This window comes from Pseudomonas sp. Hz4, from assembly GCF_054898165.1.
In genome coordinates this window covers 441421-465715 of record NZ_CM142719.1, presented here as the reverse complement: position 1 = coordinate 465715, position 24295 = coordinate 441421, and the positions used below count along the sequence as shown (strand labels likewise).

Here is a 24295-nt window from a genome sequence, read left to right as displayed (position 1 = left end):
CGACCAGATCTCTGGAGAAACACATGACTTTTTCTCACCACGTCGCGGTCATAACCAGCGATGAGCAAGCCCTGATTGTCGCCAGTGACCTGGCCGAAGACTTCAAACGTGACAGCGCCCTGCGCGACCGCGAACGCCGTTTGCCACACCCGGAACTGGAAGTGTTTTCCCGCTCGGGGCTCTGGGGCATCAGCGTGCCAAAAGAATACGGCGGCGCCGGGGTTTCCAACGTCACCCTGGCCAAAGTGATCGCGCTGATTGCCCAGGCTGACGGCTCTCTCGGACAAATCCCGCAGAACCATTTCTATGCACTCGAAGTGCTCCGCGTGAACGGCAGCGCCGAACAGAAAAAGCGCCTCTACGCCGAGGTACTGGCCGGTCAACGCTTCGGTAATGCCCTTGCGGAACTGGGCACCAAAACCGCTCACGACCGCGTTACCCGCCTGACCCGTGACAGCAGCGGCTATCGCATCAAAGGCCGCAAGTTCTACGCCACCGGAGCAATTTATGCCCAGCGCATCCCGACTTCGGTGGTGGATGAGAACGGCGTGCAGCAATTGGCGTTCGTGCCGCGCAACAGCAAAGGCTTGACGGTGATCGACGACTGGAGCGGCTTCGGCCAGCGCACCACCGGCAGCGGTTCGGTGGTGTTTGAAGATGTCTACGTCGCCGCCGAAGACGTGATCCCGTTTCAAAGTGCGTTCGAGCGCCCGACCACCGTCGGCCCGCTGGCGCAGATTCTTCACGCCGCCATCGACACCGGCATCGCCCGGGCTGCCTATGAAGATGCGCTGCATTTCGTGCGCACCAAGACTCGGCCGTGGATCGATTCCGGCAACGACAAAGCCACCGAGGACCCGCTGACCATCAAGAGCTTCGGCCACTTGAGCATTCGTCTGCACGCCGCCGAAGCCTTGCTGGAACGCTCCGGCGAATTCCTCGACAAGGCTCAGGCCGACACCAACGCCGAAACCGTCGCTGCTGCCTCAATTGCCGTCGCCGAAGCCCGCGCCATCAGCACCGAGATTTCCCTCGCCGCTGGCAGCACGCTGTTCGAATTGGCCGGCAGCCAGGCAACCCTGGTCGAACACGGCCTGGATCGCCACTGGCGCAACGCTCGGGTGCACACGCTGCACGACCCGGTGCGCTGGAAGTATCACGCGGTCGGCAATTACTACCTCAATGATGAAAACCCGCCGCTGCGGGGGACCATCTGATGGCCACGCCTCTAAAAACGAAAAAGAAAATTCTGCTCAACGCGTTCAACATGAACTGCATCGGGCACATCAACCATGGTCTGTGGACGCATCCACGGGACAACTCCACTCAGTACATGACGATTGAATACTGGACCGAACTCGCGCAACTGCTGGAGCGTGGACTGTTTGATGGTCTGTTCATCGCCGACATCGTCGGGGTTTACGACGTCTACCAAAACTCAGTGGATGTGCCGCTCAAAGAGTCAATTCAACTGCCGGTCAATGATCCGCTGTTGCTGGTTTCGGCGATGGCGGCGGTCACCAAAAACCTCGGCTTCGGACTCACTGCCAACCTGACTTACGAACCGCCGTATCTGTTCGCCCGACGCATGTCCACGCTCGATCACCTGAGTCGCGGCCGGGTCGGCTGGAACATCGTCACCGGCTACCTCGACAGCGCCGCCAAGGCCATGGGCTTGAGCGAACAGGTGGAACACGACCGTCGTTACGATCAGGCCGATGAATACCTGCAAGTGCTCTACAAACTCTGGGAAGGCAGTTGGGAAAACGGCGCGGTGCTTAACGATCCGCAGCAGCGGATCTACGCGCAGCCCGAGAAAGTGCACAAGGTCGAGCACAAGGGCGAGTTCTATCAGGTCGAGGGTTATCACCTCTGCGAACCCTCGCCGCAGCGCACGCCGGTGCTGTTCCAGGCCGGCAGTTCGGATCGCGGGTTGCTGTTCGCCGGGCGACATGCCGAGTGCGTGTTCATCAGCGGCCAGAACAAACCGTCGACCAAAGTTCAAGTGGACAAGGTTCGCGCCAGTGCCGTCGAGGCCGGGCGCTACCCCGAGGACATCAAGGTGTTCATGGGGCTGAACGTAATTGTCGGCGAAACCGAAGAGGCTGCCTGGGCCAAGCATGCCGAGTACTTGAGCTACGCCAGTGCCGAGGCCGGCGTGGCGCATTTCTCGGCGTCCACCGGGATCGATTTCTCCGAATACGCCATCGACGAACCGATCCAGTACGTGAAGAGCAACGCGATCCAGTCCGCCACCAAGAACCTGCAAAACAACGACTGGACCCGCCGCAAGCTACTCGAGCAACACGCCCTCGGAGGACGCTACATCACCGTGGTCGGTTCGCCCGGGCAAGTGGCCGATGAGCTGGAATCGTGGATCGCAGAAACCGGTCTGGATGGCTTCAACCTGACGCGGATTGTCACGCCGGAAAGTTACGTGGATTTCATTGAACGGGTGATTCCCGAGTTGCAACGCCGAGGGTCGTACAAGACCGCTTACGACACCGGCAGCCTGCGGGAAAAGCTGTTTCACGGCGAGGCGCATTTGCCTGAGCAACACACCGGTTCCCACTACCGACACTAACCCCCCGACCCTGATCGTTCCCACGCTCCGCGTGGGAATGCAGCCCGGGGGCATTCCCACGCGGAGCGTGGGAACGATCATCTTAACTTGACTGGAAAACTCATCATGACCAAAAACCACCTCTCCTACCCAGTCAAAGCACTGGCTCTGGCCCTCGGCCTTTTCAGCTCCGCCACCTTCGCCGCCGACGCAGCGTTGAAAGTCGGAACCACCGCCGCCTTCGCCATTCCCCTGGAAGCCGCCGTCGAAGAAGCCAAAAAACAGGACCTACAAGTCGACCTGGTGGAGTTCAGCGACTGGATCGCGCCCAACGTCAGCCTCGCCGCCGGTGACATCGACGTAAATTACTTCCAGCACATCCCGTTCCTGGAAAACGCCAAGGCTGCCGCCGGTTTCGACCTGGTGCCGTTCGCACCGGGGATCATCAACAACGTCGGCCTCTATTCGAAGAAATACAAAAGCTTCGATGAACTGCCAGACGGCGCCAGCGTGGCGATTGCCAACGACCCGATCAACAGTGGTCGTGGTTTGCAACTGTTGGCCAAGGCCGGGCTGATCACGCTCAAACCGGGTGTCGGCTACAAAGCCACCGAAGAAGACATCACCGCCAATCCGAAGAAGATCAAAATCCTTCAGGTCGAAGCCGTGCAACTGGTACGCGCCTATGACGACGCCGATCTGGTCCAGGGCTACCCGGCCTACATTCGCCTGTCGAAGACCTTCGACGCCAGCTCCGCCTTGCTGTTCGACGGCCTCGATCACAAGGAATACGTGATCCAGTTCGTGATCCAGCCGAAAAGCAAAACTGACCCGCGCCTGATCAAGTTCGTCGACATCTACCAGCATTCGCCGGCCGTGCGCGCAGCCCTGGACAAAGCCCACGGCAGGCTTTATCAAGCCGGTTGGGAAAGCTGAATATGACGGCCGCGATCCAACGGCGACTGGAAATTCCGGAGCCTCAGCAAGCTGAACACACCGAACTGCACCCGGACCTGAATCGCGCCCACGTGCGCTTCATCGGCCTGGGCAAAACCTATAACGGCCAGCAAGGTCCGGTGGCCGCCCTGCACGGCATCGACCTGGCGATCCAGCGCGGCGAAGTGTTCGGCATCATCGGCCGTAGCGGCGCCGGCAAATCGTCGCTGATCCGCGCCATCAACCGCTTGGAACAACCGAGTACGGGTCGCGTGCTGATCGATCAGGTCGACATCGGTGAGTTCGACGAAGACCGCTTGGTGGCGCTGCGTCGGCGCATCGGCATGATCTTCCAGCACTTCAACCTGATGTCGGCCAAGACGGTTTGGCAGAACGTCGAGTTGCCACTGAAGGTGGCCGGTGTGCCGAAGGACAAACGCGAGCACAAAGTCCGCGAATTGCTGGAACTGGTGGGCCTGCAAGAGAAGCACAAGGCCTACCCGGCGCAGCTTTCCGGTGGGCAGAAACAGCGCGTCGGCATCGCCCGGGCACTGGTGCATGACCCGGCGATTCTGCTGTGCGACGAAGCCACTTCGGCGCTGGACCCGCAAACCACGCAATCAATCCTCGGCCTGCTGCGCGAGATCAATCAGCACCTGGGCCTGACCATCGTGCTGATCACCCACGAGATGGCGGTGATTCGCGATATCTGCGACCGAGTCGTGGTGCTGGAACACGGGCGAATCGTCGAACAAGGGCCGGTCTGGGAAGTCTTTGGCAACCCGCAGCATGAGGTCAGCAAAACTTTGCTGGCGCCGTTGCAACACGGCCTGCCAGAAGAACTGCAAAGCCGTTTGCGTGTGCAGCCGCAGTCCTCGGATGACGCGGTGGTCCTGCGACTGCAATTCACCGGGGCGGCTCACGACGAACCAGACGTCGCCGCGCTGTTCAACGCGCTCGGTGGCCGCGTGCGCCTGCTGCAAGGCGGCGTGGAACGGATTCAGGGCCACGCCCTCGGGCAATTGCTGTTGGCGGTGAGCGGCTCGTTCCTCGGCGCGGAGGAATTACGCCAACGCGCCGGCAACTGGGCGCAACAGGTGGAGGTGCTGGGTTATGTGGTTTGATCGCTTGCTGCAGGGCTTCATCGACACATTTTTGATGGTCGGCGTGTCGTCATTGATCGCACTGCTGGCGGGCATTCCGCTGGCGGTGATCCTGGTCACCAGCGCCAAGGGCGGGATCTACGAAGCACCGTCGCTGAACCGCGCGTTGGGCGCATTCGTGAACCTGTTTCGCTCGATTCCGTTTCTGATTCTGATGGTGGCGTTGATTCCGTTTACACGGTTGATCGTCGGTACCACGTACGGTGTCTGGGCCGCCGTGGTGCCGTTGACGATTGCTGCCACGCCGTTCTTTGCACGCATCGCAGAAGTCAGTTTGCGGGAGGTCGATCACGGGTTGATCGAAGCGGCGCAAGCGATGGGTTGCCGGCGCTGGCACATCGTCTGGCATGTGTTGCTGCCTGAAGCGCTGCCGGGGATTGTCGGCGGTTTCACGATTACGCTGGTGACGATGATCAACTCGTCGGCCATGGCGGGGGCGATTGGTGCCGGCGGGTTGGGCGACATCGCTTATCGCTACGGCTATCAGCGCTTTGATAGCCAGATCATGTTGACGGTAATTGTGGTGCTGGTGGTGTTGGTGGCGGTGATTCAATTGGGTGGGGATCGGTTGGCGCGGGGGTTGAATAAGCGTTGAGACTGCCGGATTGATTTGTTGAGTTTCAAATGGCTATCGCGGGCAAGCTTGCCCGCGATTGGCTGCGCAGCAGCCTTCTGCCTCATGGCGTATATTCGGCAAACCCCCATTGCCTGCGCAGCCGACCATGAAACAGACTCCCACCGACCTCGAGCAGATCACTGCCACCACACTGGGCCATTACAACTCGGTGGCCGAAGATTTTCGCGAAGGGACTCGCGATCACGATGTCAGTCAGAACATTGATGCGCTGCTGCGGCATATTCAGGGCGAAGTGCCGTTTGACATTCTGGATTTTGGCTGTGGGCCGGGCCGTGATTTGCAAACTTTCACGCGCATGGGCCACACCGCTGTCGGGCTTGATGGCTCGGAAAAATTTGCGCAGATGGCGCGCGAAGACAGTGGTTGTGAGGTGTGGCAGCAGGATTTCCTGAAGCTTGATCTGCCAGCTGAGCGCTTCGATGGGATTTTTGCCAATGCGGTGTTGTTTCATATTCCGCGTCAGGAGTTGCCTCGGGTGTTGAAGCAATTGCGCGGGGCGTTGAAGCCCGGAGGAGTGTTGTTCAGTTCCAATCCCCGTGGCGAGAATCAGGAAGGCTGGAACGGGCCGCGGTATGGGGCGTATCACGATTTGCAGACGTGGCAGGCGTTGTTGACCGAGGCCGGGTTTGTGGAGTTGGAGCATTACTACCGGCCTGCGGGGCTGCCGCGGGAGCAGCAACCTTGGTTGGCGAGTGTTTGGCGTAAAGCTTGAACATGATCGTTCCCACGCTCCACTCTGCGTGGGAACGATCATTACGCAGCGTCTTTCTTCGGCTCGCGGATTTTGTACCAGGCGACGTAAAGCGCAGGCAAAAACAGCAACGTCAGCAACGTCGCAATAATAATCCCGCCAATCATCGCGTAAGCCATCGGCCCCCAGAACACTTCCCGGGCGATCGGAATCATCCCCAGGCTCGCCGCCGCTGCCGTGAGCAGAATCGGACGGCGACGATGCTCCGTGGCTTGCACCACGGCATCCCACGGTGCATGACCGTCCTTCTCCAAGGTCTCGATCTGCGTCACCAGAATCACCGAGTTGCGGATGATGATGCCGATCAGCGCCAGAATGCCGAGTATCGCCACGAAGCCCATTGGCGTGCCCGTCGGGATCAGCGCCAGCACCACGCCGATCAAGCCGAGCGGCGCGACGCTGGCCACCAGGAACAGCTTCTGCACGCTGTGCAACTGGATCATCAGGAAGGTCGCCATCAAAAACAGCATCAACGGCACGACCTTGGCAATCGGCCCTTGGGCCTTGCCGCTTTCCTCCACCGTGCCGCCGGTGGCGACCTTGTAGCCCACCGGCAAACTGGCGGCGAATTTGTCGATGTCCGGTTTGAGCTGCTTCACCAGGTCGGTCGGCTGAATCTCGTCGCGCACCGCAGCCTTGATGGTGATCGTCGGCTTGCGGTCGCGGCGCCAGACGAGCGGTTGCTCAAGTTCATAGCGCACGGTGGCAAAAGCCAGCAGCGGAATCGACGTGCCGCCCGGCGTGACAATCTGCAAATTCTGCAGGGTTTCCGGGGTGCCGCGTTCGGCGTCTTCAGCACGACCCACCACGTTGATCAGGTAGATATCGTCATCGACCTGAGTCACCGGCGCACCGACCACGATGCTGTTCATCAGGTTGGCGACGTCTTCCGACGACAGTCCCAATTGCCGTGCCTTATCCTGCGCGATGTCGATGCGCAGGACTTTACCCGGTTCGTTCCAGTCGTAAATGATCTCGCCAATGTGCGAGTTTTTATCCAGTTCGGTGGCCAGGGCGATGGCGTGCTTTCGTACCTGATCGACGTCCTTGCCGCTGACCCGGTACTGAATGGGCCGACCCACCGGCGGACCCATTTCCAGCGCCTGGACATAACTGCCGATGCCGACGAAGTCCTTGCGCAGTCGCTCACGCAGGCGCTGACTCAAGACCGTGCGCGACTCCAGGCCTTTGCTGACGATCACCAATTGCGCGTAGTACGGGTTCTGTAATTGCTGGTCGAGCGGCAGGTAGAAACGGATCGCACCTTCGCCGATGTACGTGCTCCAGCGCACAATGTCCGGGTCGCCCTTGAGGGTCTCTTCGAGCTTGTCCACAGCTTTGCGGGTCTCGGCGATCGAGGCGTTTTGCGGCAGGTTCAGGTCGACGAGGATTTCCGGGCGGTCCGAGGACGGGAAGAACTGGTTCTGCACGAACTGCATGGAAAACACCGAGGCCACGAACAGTGCAAGGGTGATACCGATCGCCCACCAGCGATTGCGCATGGCCCAGAGCATGCCGCCGTTGAAGGCGCGTCCGATGCGTCCCGGTTCTGCGTCGTGAGGTTTCACGTTGGCGCTGAGGATGTGCACGCCGATCACCGGGGCGAACAGCACCGCGACAATCCACGACACGATCATGGCCACCGCGATCACCGCGAACAGCGTGAAGGTGTACTCGCCGGCCGAGCTGGCGTTCAGGCCTATGGGCACGAAACCGGCCACCGTCACCAACGTACCGGTGAGCATCGGGAACGCCGTCGAGGTGTAAGCGAACGTGGCCGCTTGCTCCTTGGTCTCGCCCATTTCCAGGCGCGTGACCATCATCTCGACGGTGATCATCGCGTCGTCCACCAACAAGCCGAGGGCGATGATCAGGGCGCCGAGGGAGATCCGTTGCATGGTGATGCCGCTGTATTCCATGAAGACGAAGACCATCGCCAGCACCAGCGGAATCGAGCAGGCCACCACCAATCCGGCGCGCACGCCGAGGCTGATGAAGCTGACGATCAGCACGATCACCACCGCTTCGAACAGTGCGCTGGTGAAGCCGCCGACGGCTTTTTCTACCACTTCGGCCTGGTCCGAAACCGTGTGCACACCGACGCCCACCGGCAAGTCCGCGGTCAGGTCGGTCATGCGCTGGTGCAGCGCTTTGCCGAACACCTGGATGTTACCGCCCTTCTTCATGGCGATGGCCAGGCCGATAGCAGGGTGGCCGTTAAAGCGGAACTCCGGCGTCGCCGGGTCGACATAGCCACGACTGATCTGAGCGACGTCGGCCAATCGGTAGAAGCGGTCGTTGAGTCGCAGGTTGACGTTGGCCAGGTCTTTCTCGGAGGCAAACTGCCCCGACGTACGCACGGAAATCCGCTCGGGACCGGCTTCGATCACCCCGGCCGGAGTCACCGCGTTTTGCGATTGCAGGCTCTGCACCACCTGACGCTGATCGATGCCCAGCGCCGCCAGTTTGCGGGTGGAGAAGTTCAGGTAAAGGACTTCGTCCTGCTCGCCGACCATCTCGACCTTGCCCAGCCCCGGTACTTCGCGGATCTCGGCGCGGACCTGCTCGACGTAATCGCGCAACTGACGCATCGACAAACCATCTGCCGTAAAGGCGTAGACCGAGCCAAACACATCACCGAATTCGTCGTTGAACCCCGGCCCTTGCAGGCCTTGGGGGAAGTCGCCACGAATGTCGTTGATCTTCTTGCGCACCTGGTACCAGATTTGCGGAATGTCCTTGGCACTGGTGGTGTCACGCAAGTTAACAAAGACCGTCGACTCGCCGGGGCGGGTGTAGCTTTTCACGTAGTCGAGGGAGTCGAGTTCTTCGAGTTTTTTCTCGATGCGGTCAGTGACCTGCTTGAGGGTTTCTTCCTGGGTCGCGCCCGGCCAGCGGGTCTGGATCACCATGGTTTTGATGGTGAATGACGGGTCTTCCTCGCGGCCGAGGTTCATGTACGAGAACACGCCCATCAACAGCGCGACGAACATCAAATACCAGACAAACGACTGATGCTTGAGGGCCCATTCGGATAAGTTGAAACTCCCTTTCATTGCGGGCTGTCCTCATCGATTTTCACTTTTTGCCCCGGTTTCAGGCTGTTCACACCGGCACTGACCACGCGCTCGCCAGACTTCACACCGTCGGCCAGCACCACGGTGCTGTCAGTACGGCTGATCAGACTGACGTCTCGCGGGGCAACGGTTTGCGTCTGCGGATCGACGACCCAGATTCGCGATTTGCCATCAACCTCTTGCAGCACGCTCACCGGCAATTCGATGCGCGATTTGATCGCGGAGCTGAGGGTCACGCTGATCGCCGTACCGAGGCGAAACCCCGACGGCGTATCAGTCAGGCTCAGACGGGCACGCCGGGTGCGGGTCGCACTTTGGGCCTGGGGTTCGATTTCGCGAACGATGGCGGTGGTGGTAATGCTCGGGTCCAGTTGCACGGCGACTTGAAACACCACGTCCGCCGGCAACTGGTCGACCAGCGTGTCGGGCAGGTCGATCACCGCTTCCTTGATGTCCGGCTGCGCCAGGGTCACCACTTGCTGGCCGGCGGTCACCACTTGCCCGGCTTCGGCGTTCCATGCGGTGACGATGGCTTTGTGGTCGGTGCGCAGTTCGACGTAGTCGAGCTGGTCCTTGGCCTGGTCGACCGCCGCCTTGGCCTGGTCAAGGGAGGCCTGCGTCGTTTTGAGATCGGTCTGGGCGATGTCCAGTTGTGCCTGCGCACCGACCCCGCGATCGAACAGTTCCTGCTGGCGCCGGGCGTTGGCCTGGGCATTGATCAACTGCGCCTGCACACGGGCCAGATCGCCCTGGGCCGAGCGCAACTGGTTTTGCTGGTCAGTGGGGTCAAGCGTTGCGAGCAAGGCACCCTTCTCGACTTCGGCACCGACATCGACGTTACGGCTGGCGATGCGGCCCGGCACCCGGAAGCCGACATTGCTTTCATAACGGGCCTGAATGCTGCCGGCGAAGCGGCCAAGATTTTCCTCGTCCAGGGCCTGGACCTTGATGGACAACACCGGGCGTACAGGCTCCGGAGGCGGTTCTTTTTTTGAGCAGGCCACTAGGATCACACCGGCGAAAACCAGCAACAGACGCTTCATGGCTGGGCTCCCGCGGCTAAATCCTTATAGGTGTTTTCGGCGATTTCCACCTTCACACCGGGGTGCAGTAACTGGCCGCCGGCGATGACGACTTTTTCGCCGCCTTTCAGGCCGGCGCTGATGATCACTTTGCCAGTCAGGTAGCGACCGACAGTGACGGTGTGCAGCTGTGCCTTGCCCTCGTCGTCCACCAGCCACACGGCCGGGTCGCTGAGGTTTTTGGTCAGCGCCGACCAGGGCAGTTCGACCGCCGATTTGCCCGGCGCCTTGGCCGTGGCACTCACCACCGAGCCGAGCTGCATACCTTCCGGCAGACTGTTGAGAGTGACTTTGACCTGCACCGTGCCGGTCTGCGCGGAGACGGCCGGGGTGATTTCCCGAACGGTGCCGGTGGTTTTGATAGCCGGGTTGTCGAGCAGGCTGACCACGATCGTTTTATCTTCCGGCGCCTCGGCCAGCAGCGATTCGTAGACGTTGAATACCGCATCGCGCTCACCGTCCCGGGCCAGGCTGAAAATCGGCACCGTGGCCTGCACCACCTGGCCGACTTCGGCCTGTCGCGCGGTAATCACCCCCGGCGCGTCGGCGACCAACGCGGTGTAGCTCAGTTGTTCACGGGCATTGGCCAGTTGCGCCTGGGCAGCCGTCAGGGCGCTTTGGCTGCTGCGCAAGGCGGCTTGGGCGGAATCGTATTCGCTCTGGCTGGTGTAGCCCTTGGGCAGGAGTTTTTGCTGGCGAACGAAAGCGGCGGCGGTCTGTTTGACGCGGGCCTGCTCGGCGGCGACCTGTGCCTGAGCCGAGTCAACGCTGGTTTGCAGGTCCTTGGGATCGAGCTTGGCCAGCACTTGTTTGGCCGATACCCGGTCACTGACATCGACCATGCGCTGGATGATTTTGCCGCTAACGCGGAACGACAATTCAGTCTGAACTCGCGCCTGAACATCGCCGGTGAGTGTCACAGACGCTGCGTAATCAGCCGATTTGACCTCCTGCACGAACACCCGCGGGCGGTCTTTCTCGACCGGTTTTTTATCGCCGCACGCGGTCAGCAAGGCAAGGACGCCCAAACCAATCACTATTTTCAATCCGGGACCAGCCATGCAGACTCCTTTGCGTTGTACGGACGTGCCAATGGCGATACGACTGTGAGCTTAGAACAGGGTTCCACCTTGACCCAAGCTAATAAGCATTCCCTCCTACAGCAGTTGCTAATAGTTCCTACAAGTAAAATTCGCCAACGCGGTTATCCTGATGTCGTTTCGGGGCCACAGAGAAAGTCCTTTATGCTCAAAACCCTCGCGGTGGCCAATTACCGCTCGATCAATAAACTGGTGATTCCTCTGGGCCGGTTGAACCTGATCACCGGCCCCAACGGCAGCGGAAAATCCAACCTCTACCGCGCGTTGCGCCTGCTGGCGGAAACCGCTCAGGGCGGCGTGGTCAATGCATTGGCCCGCGAGGGTGGGCTGGATTCGACCTTCTGGGCCGGGCCGGAAAACATCAGCCGGCGCATGCGTAATGGCGAAGTCCCTATCGAAGCGACCGTACGACACGGCGCCAAACGCCTGCGCCTGGGGTTTGCAGGGGAAGATTTCAGCTACTCGATCGCGTTGGGCCTGCCGGAGCCCACACAGTCGTACTTTTCCCTCGACCCGGAAATCAAAAAAGAATGCATCTGGTCCGGGCCGTTCTATCGCCCGGCCAGCCTGTTGGTAGACCGCAACGGCCCGATGATCCGCGCCCGGGTCGGTCGTGGTTGGGAAGTGCTGGCCCAGCACACGCCGAATTTCGACAGTTTGTTCGATCAGGTCGGCAGCTTTCGCACCTCGCCGGAAGTCTTGCAGCTTCGCGAGTTCATCCGGCGCTGGCGGTTCTACGATCACTTTCGCAGCGACGCCGACGCGCCCGTGCGCCAGCCACAACTGGGTACTCGCACGCCGGTGTTGCACCACGATGGTCGAGACCTGGCGGCAGCGTTGCAGACGATTCGCGAGAGTGGCGATCCGGATGCCTTGCAGACTGCGATCAGTGACGCCTTCCCCGGCGCGAGATTGAACATCGCGCCGCTCCAGGGCGGTCGGTTTGCGATCGAGTTTTACCAGGAAGGATTGTTGAGGCCATTGTCGGCCGCCGAGTTGTCGGACGGGACGTTGCGCTATTTGCTGCTGGTCGCAGCGCTGCTGACGCCTCGCCCGCCGACGTTGATGGTGTTGAACGAGCCGGAAACCAGTCTGCACCCCGACCTGCTGCCAGCGTTGGCGCGGTTGATTATCCGGGCTTCGGAGCAGTGTCAGGTGTGGGTGGTTTCTCATGCGCGGCGGTTGATTTCGGCGTTGCAGGAGGATCTGGAGTGTAATTGCATTGTGCTGGAGAAGAACTTGGGCCAGACCGGGATTGTCGGGCAGCGGATGCTGGATGAGCCGGCTTGGTATTGGCCGGATTAAGGGAGGGCCAGTTGAAGCCACCCTATCTCTCTCCTCACGAGGGGCGAGATCACCTCTGTAGTCATCCTGCGGATTTGCTGCGGCAGCGGAAGACGACTATTTTTCTTTGCGCTGTAGGAAGGATCTTTTTTTCGGATCACCCCTCGAAGGACGCACAGCTTTTGGCCAGACTCCCCCGGCCGAACCATCACAAGGAAGAGAAAATGGCTGACGTAAAAGTGCCACAGCGGTTGGATCCGCAGGACATTGTGAAGTTGTTGGTAGCGTTGCGCAGGGCGTTGAAGGCCAGGGTGGCCTGAGATGATCGTTCCCACGCTCTGCGTGGGAATGTAACCCGTGACGCTCCGCGTCACTGGACGCGGAGCGTCCCTTGAGGCATTCCCACGCAGAGCGTGGGAACGATCACACCGACGCTATTTTTAGCCGTCGGCGTTTGAACCCTTGAAGGGGTTTACCTCGCGAATCAGAACGCCGGCAGTACCGCGCCGCTGTACTTCTTCTCGATGAATGCTTTCACTTCAGGACTGGTCAACGCCTTGGCCAGTTTCTGGATGGCAACGCTGTCCTTGTTGTCCGGACGAGCCACCAGGAAGTTCACGTAAGGTGAATCTGCACCTTCGATCACCAGCGCGTCTTTAGCCGGGTTCAGACCTGCTTCCAGCGCGTAGTTGGTGTTGATCATGTCCAGGTCGACCTGGTCCAGAACACGCGGCAGCATGGCGGATTCCAGTTCCTTGAACTTGAAGTTGTGCGGGTTCTTGGCGATGTCTTTCGGTGTGGCCAGGGCGTTTTTCGGGTCTTTCAACTCGATCAGGCCAGCCTTCTGCAGCAGGATCAGGGCACGGCCGCTGTTGCTGCCTTCGTTCGGGATCGCGATGGTTGCGCCGTCTTTCAGCTCAGCCAGGGATTTGACTTTCTTCGAGTAGCCGCCGAACGGTTCGACGTGCACACCGATCACGGTCACCAGGTGAGTGCCTTTGCCTTCGTTGAAGCTTTTCAGGTATGGCAGGGTCTGGAAGTAGTTGGCGTCCAGACGCTTCTGATCGACCTGTACGTTCGGCTGAACGTAGTCTGTGAAGACTTTGATTTCCAGGTCCACGCCTTCTTTGGCGAGGGTTGGCTTGATCAATTCAAGAATCTCGGCGTGTGGAACCGGGGTCGCCGCAACCACCAGTTTCTCACCAGCCTGGGCCAAGCCCGCGGTCAGGGCAGCCGCCAATGCGGCGAACAACAGAACCTTTTTCATGCAGTGTCCTTATCGAAAATCGGTCGTCATTTACGACGGCTTATTGAGTACGTGTGCCAGTGAAGTGCTATCGCTGGCGTGACGCGGACAATACCGGGATTTTTTATTCCCGAACAATATCTTTTATTCACTTTCATATTCCATTTTGTTCATACAGATCGCTATAGCGTCTGTGTCAGGCGTTCGAGCAAATGCTTGAGCGCGGATCGCTCCGCAACGCTGCCGTTTTTTATCGTCTGAGCCACTTGCCGCTCGATCTGTGCCAGCGAGGTGGGCGCTTCAGGCAGATCCAAATGCTCCGGCAAAATCTCATCGCCGGTACTGACCAACAACGCAAAGTGAATGACGTTCTCCAGCTCACGAGTATTACCCGGCCAACTGTGTTGCTCTAACAGATACTGCGCGGCGTCGCTGATCAGCGGCACCGGCAGGTCCAGGCGCTGGCTATAGATGCCGAGGAAATATTCCGACAGCGACAAAATATCGCCCACCCGTTCACGCAAGGCCGGCAGTTCGAGCTGGCCTTCACTGAGGTAGTGGTAGAGCCGCTCATGGAATTTTCCGGCGGCCACCGCTTGGGCCAGGTCGATGCTGGTAGCCGCCACCAGGCGCACGTCCACCGGGCTGGGTTGGTGAGCGCCGACACGAGTGACTTCGTGGTTTTCCAGCGCCGCGAGCAATTTGATCTGGATCGGTAGCGGCAGGTCGCCGATTTCATCCAGATAAAGCGTCCCGCCGTTGGCAGAACCGAACCAGCCAGCGCGACTGCTGGCCGATCCGCTGTAACTGCCAGCGGCATAACCGAACAATTCCGCATCGGCGTAAGTCGGACTGATCGCGCCACAATTGACCGACACGAACAACCCGCCGCGATCACTCGCGCGATGGATGTGCCGCGCGAGCAACTCCTTGCCGCTGCCGGTTTCGCCACGGATCAACACCGAGATCGAGCGCGGCGCCAATAGCTCCAGCTCCTGGCGTAACTGACGCGAACGCGGATCGACAAACACCAGCGCCTTGGCGCGAATGCTCAGAGGACTTTTTTCTGCGTCGGGAAAGGTCAGCAGCGGCTGACCGAATACTTCAAAACTCATGGCAGACTCCCGCCCAAACCCGCCGGGAGACGGGGGCGATGTAAAAAAATAAAAGGTTTAAGCACGTCGCAGGGCGTGGTGTTCCATTCGGTTTTGCAGGCGATAGAGATAGGCAAAACCCTGCTCCCAGCGCTGGTGACCGGACTTCACATTGATGTGCCCGGCGCCCGACAAAATCCCCGCCTCGGCGCCCCAGTTGCGCGCCAGTTCCAACGCACGCGCAGTGCTCACAGCGCTGTCGTTGTCGGAGCTGACAACCTGACTCGGGAACGGCAGAAGGTGGGTCGGAATCGGTGCGAAATTGCGCAGGGCCGGTGCGCAGGCCGCACGCTCGACGTCCGCAGGGGCGACCAGCAAGGCGCCGCGGACCTGACGCAAAAACTGCACGGGCGCACTGGCAGCCCAATGCGCGACAGTGATGCAACCCAGGCTATGGGCGATCAGAATCACCGGCATGCTGTCGGCGGCAATCGCCTCGGCCAGTGCCGCCACCCAGTCTTCACGACGCGGCGTCAACCAGTCAGCCTGCTCCACCCGCGCGCTGTTCGGCAGGCTGCTCTGCCAATGGCTTTGCCAATGATCTTCTGGCGATCCTTGCCAGCCCGGCACAATCAGGTAGCGAATGGATTCGTTGCGCATGGGGGAACTCTCCTGCTGCGTGTCTGTTCCTGAGCAAGTATAGGGAGGAGAGGTATATACGTTAAGGAATAAGAAGCTATTTATTAAGATCTATAAAGCATATACAGCAGTTTGAAGCAGGCAAAAAAAGGGACCGCACCCTGCCAAGGAGACGGCCCCGGAAACTCAAAATCTGTTAGCACTGCTCAACATCGTAGGGATGTGATGATTGGCTGAAACGGTTATCTAATAAAGGAATATTTAATTACTTTATTAGGCCGAAATTGCATATGCCAATCACTCCTTGCTTCACAACTTAGCGTCCCTTTGGGTCAAATTGATGACCAGTGCTTGAGTTTCCGAATGCATCGATCAAGCCTGAGCGGCACGAACCTCCTGCGCCTCTGTTGTTTCCTTGCGCACAAACCGATTCGCCCGCCCAAACGTCCCGAAATCATTGAACCGCACACCCATCTCGCGCATGACCTTATGCGCCACCGGCACGGTCATCTGACGGATGTAAAACGGTTCCTTCACCACAAAATGATGGATGCCGTGAGTGCTGCCGAAGTTGAAGCAGAACGCCTGCAACGGCCACATCCACCACGGGTTCAGCACCTGGGTCTGCTGGATCACGTTGCCCGGCTCGACATCACCGTAGTAGTGCATGTTCGAGCTGACGAAATGCAGGCAAAAGGTACGCAACACGTTCGGCCCGATGATCACGATCGCCGCGATATCGATGACTTGCATCACCGACAACGTGGTCGCCGACCATTCGATGGGCGCGCCCAGCAGATGAGCGATGCCGTTAGCCGCGTGAAAGCCGAGAAACAGGTACCACGCCCCCCAATGCACCAGCGCCAGCGGCGCGTAGACCTTCAGGGCGCGCTTGATGATGCTGATCTTGTGAGCCCAGGTCTTGGCCCGCAGCATACGGATAAACGCCGACATCACGTTGTCGCCGACCATCAACAGCCGCGCAAAACCCCAGGGTTCGCCGTTGGTGATGGCGCGCTCTTCCATGTCGGATTCTGTGCCGGAGACTTTGTGGTGATTGAGGTGCAGATGCCGGCGAATCCACGGATTGATCGTGCTCGGCCGCGCCAGCCACACCAGGCCCATCATCAGGTTGTGCGGCACGCGCTGTTTGCGAAAGTACATGCTATGAATCAGGTCGTGTTCCAGCTCATGGGTCAGCGAGGCGAAAAATGCGTTGAGCAACAGGCATACCCACCAGGCCATGTGCCCAGTCATGTAGAGCGTCGCCGAGCCAATCATCCCGACCAGAGCGAAGGCCAGAATGCCCGCGCCCAAGGCGTCCTGATGGTTGAGAATCGGGTAGCGCTGACGCAGTTCAACACCCTTGGCCAGCACCACTTCACGAATATGCGCTGATCGTTGTGCTGCATTCAGTCGCTGGGGACTTGCAGAAGTACCGTGCATGCTTCCATCCTCTGGTTATTGATGTTCGCATCCTGCCTTGTGAACCCTCACAACGTGGTAGCCGTGAACGCCAACCTGTTGACCGGAAGCGCCAATCAGCATGACTGAACCGACCTCCCTCGCCAGCTGGACCCGCGCCCTGCGCAAGCAACTCGATGCGCTGGGCCTCGACAGCACCGCCCTGTGCCAACAGGCGGGGCTCGACCCGCAACTGATGGACGACCCGAACGCCCGTTACCCGTTGTCCGGCACCACGCGCCTGTGGGAAATCGCAGTGCAAGTCAGCGGCGATCCGGCGATTGGTTTGCGGGTATCGCGTTTCGTCAGCCCAACCACGTTTCACGCGCTCGGTTATGCGTTGGTGGCCAGCGGCAGTCTGCGAGAAGTGTTCGAGCGCATCGTGCGTTATCACCAGGTGGTCAGCGACGCCCTGGAACTGGAACTCACCCGCACCGAGGACCGCTACAGCTTCCGCCTGAAAATCCCGCCAGGCACTCCGGCCCCGGCCTTCGAAGCCATCGATGCCTTCACGGCGATTTACGTACGCACCTGCCGCAATCGCCTGGGCCGCGATTACGCCCCGCTGGCGGTGTACCTGCGCCGCCCGGAACCGGCGGATCCGCATCAATGGCACAAAGTCTTTCGCTCACCGGTGTACTTCGCCGCCGATGAAGACCGACTGGAATTCGCCGTCGTGGACTTCGACAGCCACCTGGACGACGCCAACCCGGAACTGGCCGAGCACAACGAAGCCGTGCTCAAACGCACCCTCGCACAACTCAAACCCCTGACCTGGGAACGTAAAGTTCGCGACGCCATTGAAGAGCAATTGCCGGAAGGCGAGCCCAGCGCCGAACACATCGCCCAGGCCCTGCACCTGAGTTTGCGCAGCCTGCAACGGCATCTGGCGGACGAGGGTTGCCGGTTCGATACGTTGCTCAACGAAAGCCGCGAGAATCTGGCCCTGCTGCATTTGCGCGATCCGCAATGCTCATTGAGCGAGATCAGCTATCTGCTGGGATTTGCTGATACGAGCAGCTTCAGCCGCGCGTTCAAGCGCTGGACGGGGATAACGCCGGGGCAGTTTCGGGATGGGTTGCGGTGATCAGCTTTTGACCAAGCTGCGCGCTACGCCTGATTTCCACTGTTGGATCATCGCTTCGCCAACCTCGGCAAAAACGTTATTGACCTTGATGTAATCAGCCATATCCGCCATTGCCACTTCTATTCCATGAGCGACTTGCTGCAGCAGTTCATTGCACCGCCCCTCAGTCAGATTGCAAGACGATCGGCCAAAACGCACCAGCATTTTGTATTTGGGCCATGCCTTTGATCCGCCTAACAGCAACGCCATGCTGTCTGCTTTTATGTAAACCGAAGTCGTGACAATGTCGTAGGCCGGAGCCAGTCTAATTGGCGCATCAGCACCGCAATGTTCGTACAGCACACCGAAGTTCTTGAGGTGAGCATCGCCATTTTTCAGAGCGGACGACAACGCCACGATTTTGAAAAAAGACTCAAGGGCGTGGTTGAGCAATGACGGGGAGACAAACTCCTTGATCTGCCTCGCGGCGCCTTCGTACGAACCATCGTATTTGGCCTTCGAAGGCCAGGCATTGAGCACGCAGAAATCCTCAAATCCCAGATAACCTTTTTCATTCAGATCGAAGCGCTCAACGATCAGAAATTTGCCGTGCTCGCTGAGCTCAACTTTCGGCACATCAAGACCCGAATGCAGCGCGGCCCTCATACAGAAATACTCGTTGGCAGCGAGGTCAGGGTATTCCTCTGGCCGAAAGGATTTGACCAGATGCGTTGCCCCTCGATGGGTCAGTCGGTCGACGGTTGTCGCACTGTCACGGATAAGTACCTTCGGCTGCACACCGGAAACGCCCGAATATTGGCCATAGGTGTGCAACAGATCTTCGAACAAACCTTGCGCACCGTCATGAACCAGAAGATCCGCAAGGCTGGTTTCAGGTAAGCAGTCCCTCGCATCCTGCGCGTTTGCAATCCCGACTCGCCCAAGCTGGTGCGGGCCGACAATCGCCAGCATCGCGAAGTCGTCAAACCCTCGAACCGCTTTGCTGAAACGACGAGTCAGTTCATCGCGCAGAGAGCCTTCCGGCAGATTCATTTCAAAAACCGGCGGAACCCCTTGCTCCCACGTATAACTCTCGAGGCGAGCAGGCATGGTCAACGAAACGGCGTTTTCTTCTAGCGCGTCTTCGGCATAGGCAAATACGGAATCAATGCGAGACTGACCACGGCCGAGGGTTCCGACTGTGGTGCCGGAAACACTGATGTGCAGCCTGTCCGCATCGCTCCTCTCAGCCATGGAAGTTAACCTTTTTCAGAGTATCCAGCGTCGGGCGCTTCGACTGCCGAGGTACGGCCGTGAGTTCATAACCGAAGCCGTTAAGTATCGCTTCAACCTTGCGGATTCCGATTTCGGAGACAGTGTTGTTCTCGATGCCTGAAATCGTGGCGCGGCTCATGCCGTACTGCTTTGCCAGGTCCTGTTGAGACATCTTTCGCTCTTTGCGCAGCAACCTGATCAGTTCACCGAGGCTTTCCATTTCAATCACCCGCATCATATACAGTGCAAATTCATTGAAAAAATAGATTTGCATTGTATTTAATGCATCAGCAAGCCGAAGTCTAGTTTAGATATTGATCGGACCGGTCTCAGCGCCCTCGATCACGCCGCAACAACTTGCGCACCCGCGTGACCAGTTCACTCACGGCAAACGGTTTGAGCAGGTAATCATCCTCATGCAACTCCAACCCGCGCAGGCGATCCTCGATTCCATCCTTGGTCGTTAGAAGCAACACCGGCGTTTCACCGAGCTTGCGGATCTGTTGCAGCAACTGCCAACCGTTGAGCCCGGGCAGCATCACGTCGAGGATGATCAGCTCATATTCGCCGGACTCGATAAAGCGCCGGCCGTCCATTCCGTTGACCGCCACATCCACCGAATAACTTGCCTCGCTCAGGCCCTTGGCCAGAAGTTTGGCGATCTCGGGTTCGTCTTCCACTAACAGCAAACGCATGGCACACCTCAATTGTCGTCATCACAGGCTAGGCGCCTTCGCGTCCAAAGCCCACCACTAACGCCGGGTTTTAAATAATTGCCAACATCCGCAACCGCTCCGCATCCAGAATTTCGATCTCGCCGTACTTAAGATTCACAATCCCCTGCCCCTGCAAGTCCTTGAGAATCTGGTTGGTGGTCTGGCGCGACAGCGACAGCATCGACGCCAATTGCTCCTGAGGCAGTTGCAGCAACCGTCGTGGCGGATCGATCTCGCCATAACCTTCGGCGATCATCAGCAAGCGGTGAGCCAGTCGAGCGGCGGCTGGCATGAGGCTCAGCTGTTCGAGATTGATGAACGTCAGGCGCAGTTTCTGGCTCATCAGCAATGCCAGTTGCCGCCAGTACACCGGTTGCTCATCAAGTAACGCCAGCAGCACGGTTTGCGGGATGTGCAACAGGATGCAATGGCCCAGCCCGAATGCATCATGAGTGCGCGGCTGGCCATCGAACAGGCAGATTTCGCCGAACCAGTGGGGCGACTCCACCAGGCTCAGCAACGCCTCCTTGCCCTGCTCGCTCACCGCGCCGATGCGCACCGAACCTTCGAGCACCGCGTACAGGCCGCACGCAGGATCGCCGCGCTTGAACAGCCGCTGGCCCGGCGACAACCGCCGCACCCTGGCGACGGCCAGCAGACTATCCTGTAAGGGAACAGGTAAATGGCTGAACCACTGGCCGCTCATCAGGCGTGGACGCCAGACCTGCTTATCCATGAAAACTCCTAGAGATTGTCGCCTTGCTGACAGAGCGAGATGCGGACCCGGGGCATGATCCATCACCCAACAGGAGGAACAACAATGAAAAGCCTCGTCGACCATCTCAGTCAATACGCCGCTTACCACCGTGACCCGCGCAATATTGCCAGCCATTTTGTCGGCATTCCCCTGATTGTTGTGGCGGTGGCCGTGTTGCTGTGTCGCCCGCAATGGGCCGGAGGGTGGCTTTCACCGGCGGTGCTTATAGCGCTGGCGTCTGCGTGGTTTTACCTGCGCCTGGAGTTGCGCCTCGGGGTGCTGATGACCATTTTGCTCGGTCTGTGCATTTGGGCAGGGCAAACGCTGGCACAGCAAAGCACGCTGGTCTGGCTTGCCAGTGGCATCGGGATGTTTGTAGTGGGTTGGGCGATTCAGTTTGTCGGTCATCACTACGAAGGACGCAAACCGGCGTTTGTCGATGATGTGACGGGGTTGATTGTCGGGCCGTTGTTTGTGGTGGTTGAGTTGGCATTTTTGCTGGGGTTGCGGCGGGATCTGAAAGAGCAGATTGAGGCGCGGGTGGGTGGTGTGCGTTTGCGTCAGAAAAACGCAGCTGCATAGGACGCCTTCGCGGGCAAGTCGGGTCGCCGCACCGCTCGCTCCTACAGGATTTAGATCGTTCCCACGCTCTGCGTGGGAATGCCTCAAGGGACGCTCCGCGTCCAGTGACGAGAGCGTCACGGCCTGCATTCCCACGCAGAGCGTGGGAACGATCAGTTGGGAGGATTAAATGTTAGCGAGTTTCTGCCAGACCTTCGGCTTGAAGAACAGCGTCTCGCCCTTCGCCAGCCCGATCAGGCTGTCGTGATCCTTCACCACTTCAGCTTCGATCAATTCGCTCTGGCCTTCGACCTTCAACGTCACCCGCGTCGTCGCGCCCAATGGACGAATATCCCGCACCTCGGCCGCGTGGTGATCCTCCATCTCATGACGTGACAGCGACACTTCGTGCGGACGGAACAGCACGTGATTGTCTTCGCCCAGATGCAGCCGGTTCGAATCGCCCAGGAAGTGATAAACAAAATCGCTGGCCGGGTTTTCGTAGACGTCGCCCGGTGAGCCGATCTGCTCGATCACACCCTTGTTCATCACCACGATACGGTCGGCGACTTCCATCGCTTCTTCCTGGTCGTGGGTCACGAATACCGAGGTCAGGTTAATGTCTTCGTGCAGGCGCGCGAGCCAGCGACGCAATTCTTTACGGACCTTGGCGTCGAGGGCACCAAAGGGCTCGTCAAGCAGCAGGACTTTCGGTTCCACCGCCAGCGCGCGGGCCAAGGCAATACGTTGACGCTGACCACCGGAGAGTTGTTCCGGGTAGCGATCCGACAGCCAATCCAGTTGCACCATGTTCAGCAGTTCGTGGACCTTCACCGCGATCTGGCTTTCGCTCGGACGTTGATTTTTCGGCTTCATGCGCAGGCCGAACGCGACGTTGTCGAACACCGTCATGTGGCGGAACAGCGCGTAGTGCTGGAACACGAAACCGACGTTGCGATCACGCACGTCGTGGCCAGAGACGTCTTCACCGTGGAACACGATGCTGCCCTGATCCGGCGTTTCGAGACCGGCGATAATTCGCAACAGCGTGGTCTTGCCGCAACCGGACGGGCCAAGCAGCGCCACGAGTTCGCCGCTTTGAATGTCCAGGCTGATGTTGTCCAGCGCCTTGAACGCGTGAAAATTCTTGCTGACATTACGCACTTCGATCGACATGACTTATTCCTCCGCGGCGCTGGCGCGCAGGCGGTTAATTCGGGATTCGCTCCACTGCTTGAGCAGCAGGATGAAGAGCGCCAGGATCAGCAACAGGCTCGCCACGGCGAACGCGGCCACGTGGTTGTATTCGTTGTAGAGGATCTCGACGTGCAGCGGCAGGGTGTTGGTCACCCCGCGAATGTGCCCGGAAACCACCGACACCGCACCGAACTCACCCATGGCCCTGGCCGTACACAGCACCACGCCGTAGATCAGACCCCATTTGATGTTCGGAACAGTGATGTGCCAGAACATCTGCCAGCCATTGGCTCCGAGCAAGCGCGCGGCCTCTTCTTCCTGAGTGCCTTGCTCCTGCATCAACGGGATCAGCTCGCGCGCCACGAACGGCACGGTGACGAAAATCGTCGCCAGCACGATGCCCGGCAAGGCGAAGACAATCTGGATGTCATGGTCCTGCAGCCACGGGCCAAAAATGCCCTGGGCGCCGAACATCAGCACGTAGACCAGACCGGCGATCACCGGCGACACCGAAAACGGCAGGTCGATCAGCGTCACCAGCATGCTCTTGCCGCGGAACGAGTACTTGCTCACGCACCACGCGGCGCTGACACCGAACACCAGGTTCAGCGGCACTGAAATCAGCACGGCGATCACCGTGAGTTTCAGGGCCGACAAAGCGTCGGGTTCGAAGATCGCGGTGAAGAACGCACCGAGGCCAAGCTTCAGGCCCTGGGACACCACGATAAATAGCGGCAACAACAGAAACAGCGCAAAAATCAGCCAGCCAAGGCTGATCAGGATTCGCCGCGAAGTGGCACTGCCACGGCGGGCAGCGTTGGCCGAGGAAGCGGCGCTAATAGACGATTGGGACATTTTCGCGCCTCCTTATGGGGTTTCGATGCGCCGCTGCAGCAAGTTGATCAGCAGCAACAGGACGAAAGAGACCACCAGCATCAGTACACCAATGGACGTAGCGCCGGTGTAATCGTACTGGTCGAGTTTGACCATGATCAGCAGCGGCAGGATCTCGGTTTTCATCGGCATGTTGCCAGCGATGAAAATCACCGAACCGTACTCGCCGACTCCGCGGGCAAAGGCCAACGCAAAGCCGGTCAGCCAGGCTGGCAGCAACGCGGGAACCAGAATATGGCGGAAAACCTGCAAGGGTTTCGCACCCAGGCACGCGGCGGCTTCTTCAACTTCACGCGGGATATCGGCCAATACTGGCTGTACGGTACGTACTACGAATGGAAGTGTCACAAAAGTGAGGGCGAGGGTGATGCCGAGGGGGGTATACGCGATCTTGAAACCCAGGTCCGCCGCGAACTGACCGACCAAACCGTTAGGGGCGTACAGCGCGGTGAGTGCGATACCGGCCACAGCAGTGGGCAGCGCGAACGGCAGATCGATCATTGCATCGATGATCTTGCGCCCCGGGAAGGTGTAGCGCACCAGCACCCAGGCCAGCAGCGTGCCGATGATGCCGTTGATGATCGCGGCGTAGAGCGCGGTGCCGAAGCTCAGCTTCAATGCCGCCAGCACGCGAGGCGCCGAAATGATCGCCCAGAACTGGTCCCAGGTGAGTTGGGCGGCATGGACGAACATCGCCGCCAGTGGAATGAGCACAATCAGGCTGAGGTACACCAAGGTGTAGCCCAGCGTCAGCCCGAAGCCGGGTATGACGGGGGAGATACGACGCGACATA

General features: G+C 59.3%; 23 protein-coding genes. 9 read left to right on the top strand and 14 right to left on the bottom strand.

The features are described 5' to 3' along the window. Window positions 1-23: 23 nt before the first annotated feature. From ACYZTR_RS02065 to ACYZTR_RS02040, 6 genes are all read left to right on the top strand, one after another. Window positions 24-1217, top strand: coding sequence for an SfnB family sulfur acquisition oxidoreductase (locus ACYZTR_RS02065; protein ID WP_461976053.1), 1194 nt, complete (start codon window positions 24-26; stop codon window positions 1215-1217). Beyond that, window positions 1217-2584: an LLM class flavin-dependent oxidoreductase gene (locus tag ACYZTR_RS02060; protein WP_461976051.1), complete on the top strand. Its 1368-nt coding sequence runs from the start codon at window positions 1217-1219 to the stop codon at window positions 2582-2584. Before ACYZTR_RS02065 ends, ACYZTR_RS02060 begins: the two co-directional genes overlap by 1 nt. 105 nt (window positions 2585-2689) lie before the next feature. Beyond that, entirely contained in the window at window positions 2690-3499 is an 810-nt protein-coding gene (locus ACYZTR_RS02055; protein ID WP_461976049.1) for a MetQ/NlpA family ABC transporter substrate-binding protein, read from the top strand. A gap of 2 nt (window positions 3500-3501) precedes the next feature. Then, on the top strand, window positions 3502-4623 hold the full coding sequence (locus ACYZTR_RS02050; RefSeq protein ID WP_461976047.1) for a methionine ABC transporter ATP-binding protein: 1122 nt from the start codon (window positions 3502-3504) through the stop codon (window positions 4621-4623). Next, complete coding sequence (locus ACYZTR_RS02045) at window positions 4613-5257, top strand: methionine ABC transporter permease (protein ID WP_461976045.1); 645 nt, start codon at window positions 4613-4615, stop codon at window positions 5255-5257. The genes ACYZTR_RS02050 and ACYZTR_RS02045 overlap by 11 nt, the downstream gene beginning before the upstream one ends. 127 nt (window positions 5258-5384) lie before the next feature. Beyond that, window positions 5385-6011 (top strand): class I SAM-dependent methyltransferase, encoded by a 627-nt coding sequence (locus ACYZTR_RS02040; protein ID WP_461976043.1) that lies wholly within the window; start codon window positions 5385-5387, stop codon window positions 6009-6011. A 41-nt stretch (window positions 6012-6052) separates the two neighbouring features. Here ACYZTR_RS02040 and ACYZTR_RS02035 read toward each other — a convergent pair whose 3' ends face one another. From ACYZTR_RS02035 to ACYZTR_RS02025, 3 genes are read right to left on the bottom strand one after another with little or no spacing between them, the layout of a single operon-like run. Then, entirely contained in the window at window positions 6053-9106 is a 3054-nt protein-coding gene (locus ACYZTR_RS02035; RefSeq protein WP_461976041.1) for an efflux RND transporter permease subunit, read from the bottom strand. Further along, complete coding sequence (locus ACYZTR_RS02030) at window positions 9103-10170, bottom strand: efflux RND transporter periplasmic adaptor subunit (protein WP_461976039.1); 1068 nt, start codon at window positions 10168-10170, stop codon at window positions 9103-9105. Before ACYZTR_RS02030 ends, ACYZTR_RS02035 begins: the two co-directional genes overlap by 4 nt. Beyond that, window positions 10167-11270 (bottom strand): efflux RND transporter periplasmic adaptor subunit, encoded by a 1104-nt coding sequence (locus tag ACYZTR_RS02025; protein ID WP_461976037.1) that lies wholly within the window; start codon window positions 11268-11270, stop codon window positions 10167-10169. Before ACYZTR_RS02025 ends, ACYZTR_RS02030 begins: the two co-directional genes overlap by 4 nt. A 183-nt stretch (window positions 11271-11453) precedes the next feature. Between ACYZTR_RS02025 and ACYZTR_RS02020 the strand changes: the two genes are divergently transcribed. Continuing rightward, a complete protein-coding gene (locus tag ACYZTR_RS02020) occupies window positions 11454-12614 on the top strand; it encodes an AAA family ATPase (protein ID WP_461976035.1) in 1161 nt (386 codons plus the stop codon). Window positions 12615-13077: 463 nt separating this feature from the next. On the opposite strand, the gene ACYZTR_RS02015 is transcribed toward ACYZTR_RS02020, so the two are convergent. The 4 genes from ACYZTR_RS02015 to ACYZTR_RS02000 all read right to left on the bottom strand — a co-directional run bounded on the left by ACYZTR_RS02015 (window position 13078) and on the right by ACYZTR_RS02000 (window position 17018). Beyond that, window positions 13078-13860, bottom strand: coding sequence for a MetQ/NlpA family ABC transporter substrate-binding protein (locus tag ACYZTR_RS02015; RefSeq protein WP_461976033.1), 783 nt, complete (start codon window positions 13858-13860; stop codon window positions 13078-13080). Between the two features lie 161 nt (window positions 13861-14021). Continuing rightward, window positions 14022-14954: a sigma 54-interacting transcriptional regulator gene (locus ACYZTR_RS02010; protein WP_461976031.1), complete on the bottom strand. Its 933-nt coding sequence runs from the start codon at window positions 14952-14954 to the stop codon at window positions 14022-14024. 57 nt (window positions 14955-15011) lie between these two features. Next, window positions 15012-15593 (bottom strand): alpha/beta hydrolase, encoded by a 582-nt coding sequence (locus ACYZTR_RS02005; protein WP_461976029.1) that lies wholly within the window; start codon window positions 15591-15593, stop codon window positions 15012-15014. Between the two features lie 351 nt (window positions 15594-15944). Then, entirely contained in the window at window positions 15945-17018 is a 1074-nt protein-coding gene (locus ACYZTR_RS02000) for a fatty acid desaturase (protein WP_461976027.1), read from the bottom strand. Window positions 17019-17118: 100 nt separating this feature from the next. Here ACYZTR_RS02000 and ACYZTR_RS01995 point away from each other — a divergent pair, with 100 nt between their 5' ends. Continuing rightward, complete coding sequence (locus ACYZTR_RS01995; protein ID WP_461976025.1) at window positions 17119-18123, top strand: AraC family transcriptional regulator; 1005 nt, start codon at window positions 17119-17121, stop codon at window positions 18121-18123. Here the strand turns inward: ACYZTR_RS01995 and ACYZTR_RS01990 are convergent, their stop codons facing one another. The 4 genes from ACYZTR_RS01990 to ACYZTR_RS01975 form a co-directional block, all read right to left on the bottom strand. Beyond that, a complete protein-coding gene (locus ACYZTR_RS01990) occupies window positions 18124-19356 on the bottom strand; it encodes a type II toxin-antitoxin system HipA family toxin (protein WP_461976023.1) in 1233 nt (410 codons plus the stop codon). Beyond that, window positions 19349-19597 (bottom strand): helix-turn-helix domain-containing protein, encoded by a 249-nt coding sequence (locus ACYZTR_RS01985; protein ID WP_449642879.1) that lies wholly within the window; start codon window positions 19595-19597, stop codon window positions 19349-19351. The genes ACYZTR_RS01990 and ACYZTR_RS01985 overlap by 8 nt, the downstream gene beginning before the upstream one ends. Before the next feature lie 109 nt (window positions 19598-19706). Beyond that, the gene (locus tag ACYZTR_RS01980) at window positions 19707-20072 is read right to left on the bottom strand and encodes a response regulator (protein ID WP_461976021.1); all 366 of its coding nucleotides are present in this window, start codon (window positions 20070-20072) and stop codon (window positions 19707-19709) included. Between the two features lie 70 nt (window positions 20073-20142). Further along, on the bottom strand, window positions 20143-20829 hold the full coding sequence (locus ACYZTR_RS01975) for a Crp/Fnr family transcriptional regulator (protein WP_461976019.1): 687 nt from the start codon (window positions 20827-20829) through the stop codon (window positions 20143-20145). An 84-nt stretch (window positions 20830-20913) separates the two neighbouring features. Here ACYZTR_RS01975 and ACYZTR_RS01970 point away from each other — a divergent pair, with 84 nt between their 5' ends. Further along, window positions 20914-21432, top strand: coding sequence for an Mpo1 family 2-hydroxy fatty acid dioxygenase (locus ACYZTR_RS01970; RefSeq protein ID WP_461976017.1), 519 nt, complete (start codon window positions 20914-20916; stop codon window positions 21430-21432). A 165-nt stretch (window positions 21433-21597) separates the two neighbouring features. Here ACYZTR_RS01970 and ACYZTR_RS01965 read toward each other — a convergent pair whose 3' ends face one another. From ACYZTR_RS01965 to cysT, 3 genes are read right to left on the bottom strand one after another with little or no spacing between them, the layout of a single operon-like run. Beyond that, window positions 21598-22587 carry a sulfate/molybdate ABC transporter ATP-binding protein gene (locus ACYZTR_RS01965; protein ID WP_461976015.1) on the bottom strand — a complete coding sequence of 330 codons (990 nt, stop codon included), beginning with the start codon at window positions 22585-22587 and terminating at the stop codon, window positions 21598-21600. A gap of 3 nt (window positions 22588-22590) precedes the next feature. Continuing rightward, entirely contained in the window at window positions 22591-23463 is an 873-nt protein-coding gene (gene cysW / locus ACYZTR_RS01960) for a sulfate ABC transporter permease subunit CysW (RefSeq protein ID WP_461976013.1), read from the bottom strand. Window positions 23464-23475: 12 nt separating this feature from the next. Further along, a complete protein-coding gene (gene cysT / locus ACYZTR_RS01955; RefSeq protein ID WP_449642873.1) occupies window positions 23476-24294 on the bottom strand; it encodes a sulfate ABC transporter permease subunit CysT in 819 nt (272 codons plus the stop codon). Window position 24295 lies beyond the last annotated feature (1 nt).

Coding starts and splice junctions, on each gene's coding strand:
- ACYZTR_RS02025 (WP_461976037.1), bottom strand. CDS start 11,270: ATGGCTGGTCCCGGATTGAAAATAGTGATTGGTTTGGGCGTCCTTGCC.
- ACYZTR_RS02060 (WP_461976051.1), top strand. CDS start 1,217: ATGGCCACGCCTCTAAAAACGAAAAAGAAAATTCTGCTCAACGCGTTC.
- ACYZTR_RS02045 (WP_461976045.1), top strand. CDS start 4,613: ATGTGGTTTGATCGCTTGCTGCAGGGCTTCATCGACACATTTTTGATG.
- ACYZTR_RS02035 (WP_461976041.1), bottom strand. CDS start 9,106: ATGAAAGGGAGTTTCAACTTATCCGAATGGGCCCTCAAGCATCAGTCG.
- ACYZTR_RS02065 (WP_461976053.1), top strand. CDS start 24: ATGACTTTTTCTCACCACGTCGCGGTCATAACCAGCGATGAGCAAGCC.
- ACYZTR_RS02055 (WP_461976049.1), top strand. CDS start 2,690: ATGACCAAAAACCACCTCTCCTACCCAGTCAAAGCACTGGCTCTGGCC.
- ACYZTR_RS02010 (WP_461976031.1), bottom strand. CDS start 14,954: ATGAGTTTTGAAGTATTCGGTCAGCCGCTGCTGACCTTTCCCGACGCA.
- ACYZTR_RS01965 (WP_461976015.1), bottom strand. CDS start 22,587: ATGTCGATCGAAGTGCGTAATGTCAGCAAGAATTTTCACGCGTTCAAG.
- ACYZTR_RS01970 (WP_461976017.1), top strand. CDS start 20,914: ATGAAAAGCCTCGTCGACCATCTCAGTCAATACGCCGCTTACCACCGT.
- ACYZTR_RS02050 (WP_461976047.1), top strand. CDS start 3,502: ATGACGGCCGCGATCCAACGGCGACTGGAAATTCCGGAGCCTCAGCAA.
- ACYZTR_RS02040 (WP_461976043.1), top strand. CDS start 5,385: ATGAAACAGACTCCCACCGACCTCGAGCAGATCACTGCCACCACACTG.
- ACYZTR_RS02020 (WP_461976035.1), top strand. CDS start 11,454: ATGCTCAAAACCCTCGCGGTGGCCAATTACCGCTCGATCAATAAACTG.
- ACYZTR_RS02005 (WP_461976029.1), bottom strand. CDS start 15,593: ATGCGCAACGAATCCATTCGCTACCTGATTGTGCCGGGCTGGCAAGGA.
- ACYZTR_RS01975 (WP_461976019.1), bottom strand. CDS start 20,829: ATGGATAAGCAGGTCTGGCGTCCACGCCTGATGAGCGGCCAGTGGTTC.
- ACYZTR_RS01990 (WP_461976023.1), bottom strand. CDS start 19,356: ATGGCTGAGAGGAGCGATGCGGACAGGCTGCACATCAGTGTTTCCGGC.
- cysW (WP_461976013.1), bottom strand. CDS start 23,463: ATGTCCCAATCGTCTATTAGCGCCGCTTCCTCGGCCAACGCTGCCCGC.
- ACYZTR_RS01985 (WP_449642879.1), bottom strand. CDS start 19,597: ATGGAAAGCCTCGGTGAACTGATCAGGTTGCTGCGCAAAGAGCGAAAG.
- ACYZTR_RS02030 (WP_461976039.1), bottom strand. CDS start 10,170: ATGAAGCGTCTGTTGCTGGTTTTCGCCGGTGTGATCCTAGTGGCCTGC.
- ACYZTR_RS01995 (WP_461976025.1), top strand. CDS start 17,119: ATGACTGAACCGACCTCCCTCGCCAGCTGGACCCGCGCCCTGCGCAAG.
- cysT (WP_449642873.1), bottom strand. CDS start 24,294: ATGTCGCGTCGTATCTCCCCCGTCATACCCGGCTTCGGGCTGACGCTG.
- ACYZTR_RS01980 (WP_461976021.1), bottom strand. CDS start 20,072: ATGCGTTTGCTGTTAGTGGAAGACGAACCCGAGATCGCCAAACTTCTG.
- ACYZTR_RS02000 (WP_461976027.1), bottom strand. CDS start 17,018: ATGCACGGTACTTCTGCAAGTCCCCAGCGACTGAATGCAGCACAACGA.
- ACYZTR_RS02015 (WP_461976033.1), bottom strand. CDS start 13,860: ATGAAAAAGGTTCTGTTGTTCGCCGCATTGGCGGCTGCCCTGACCGCG.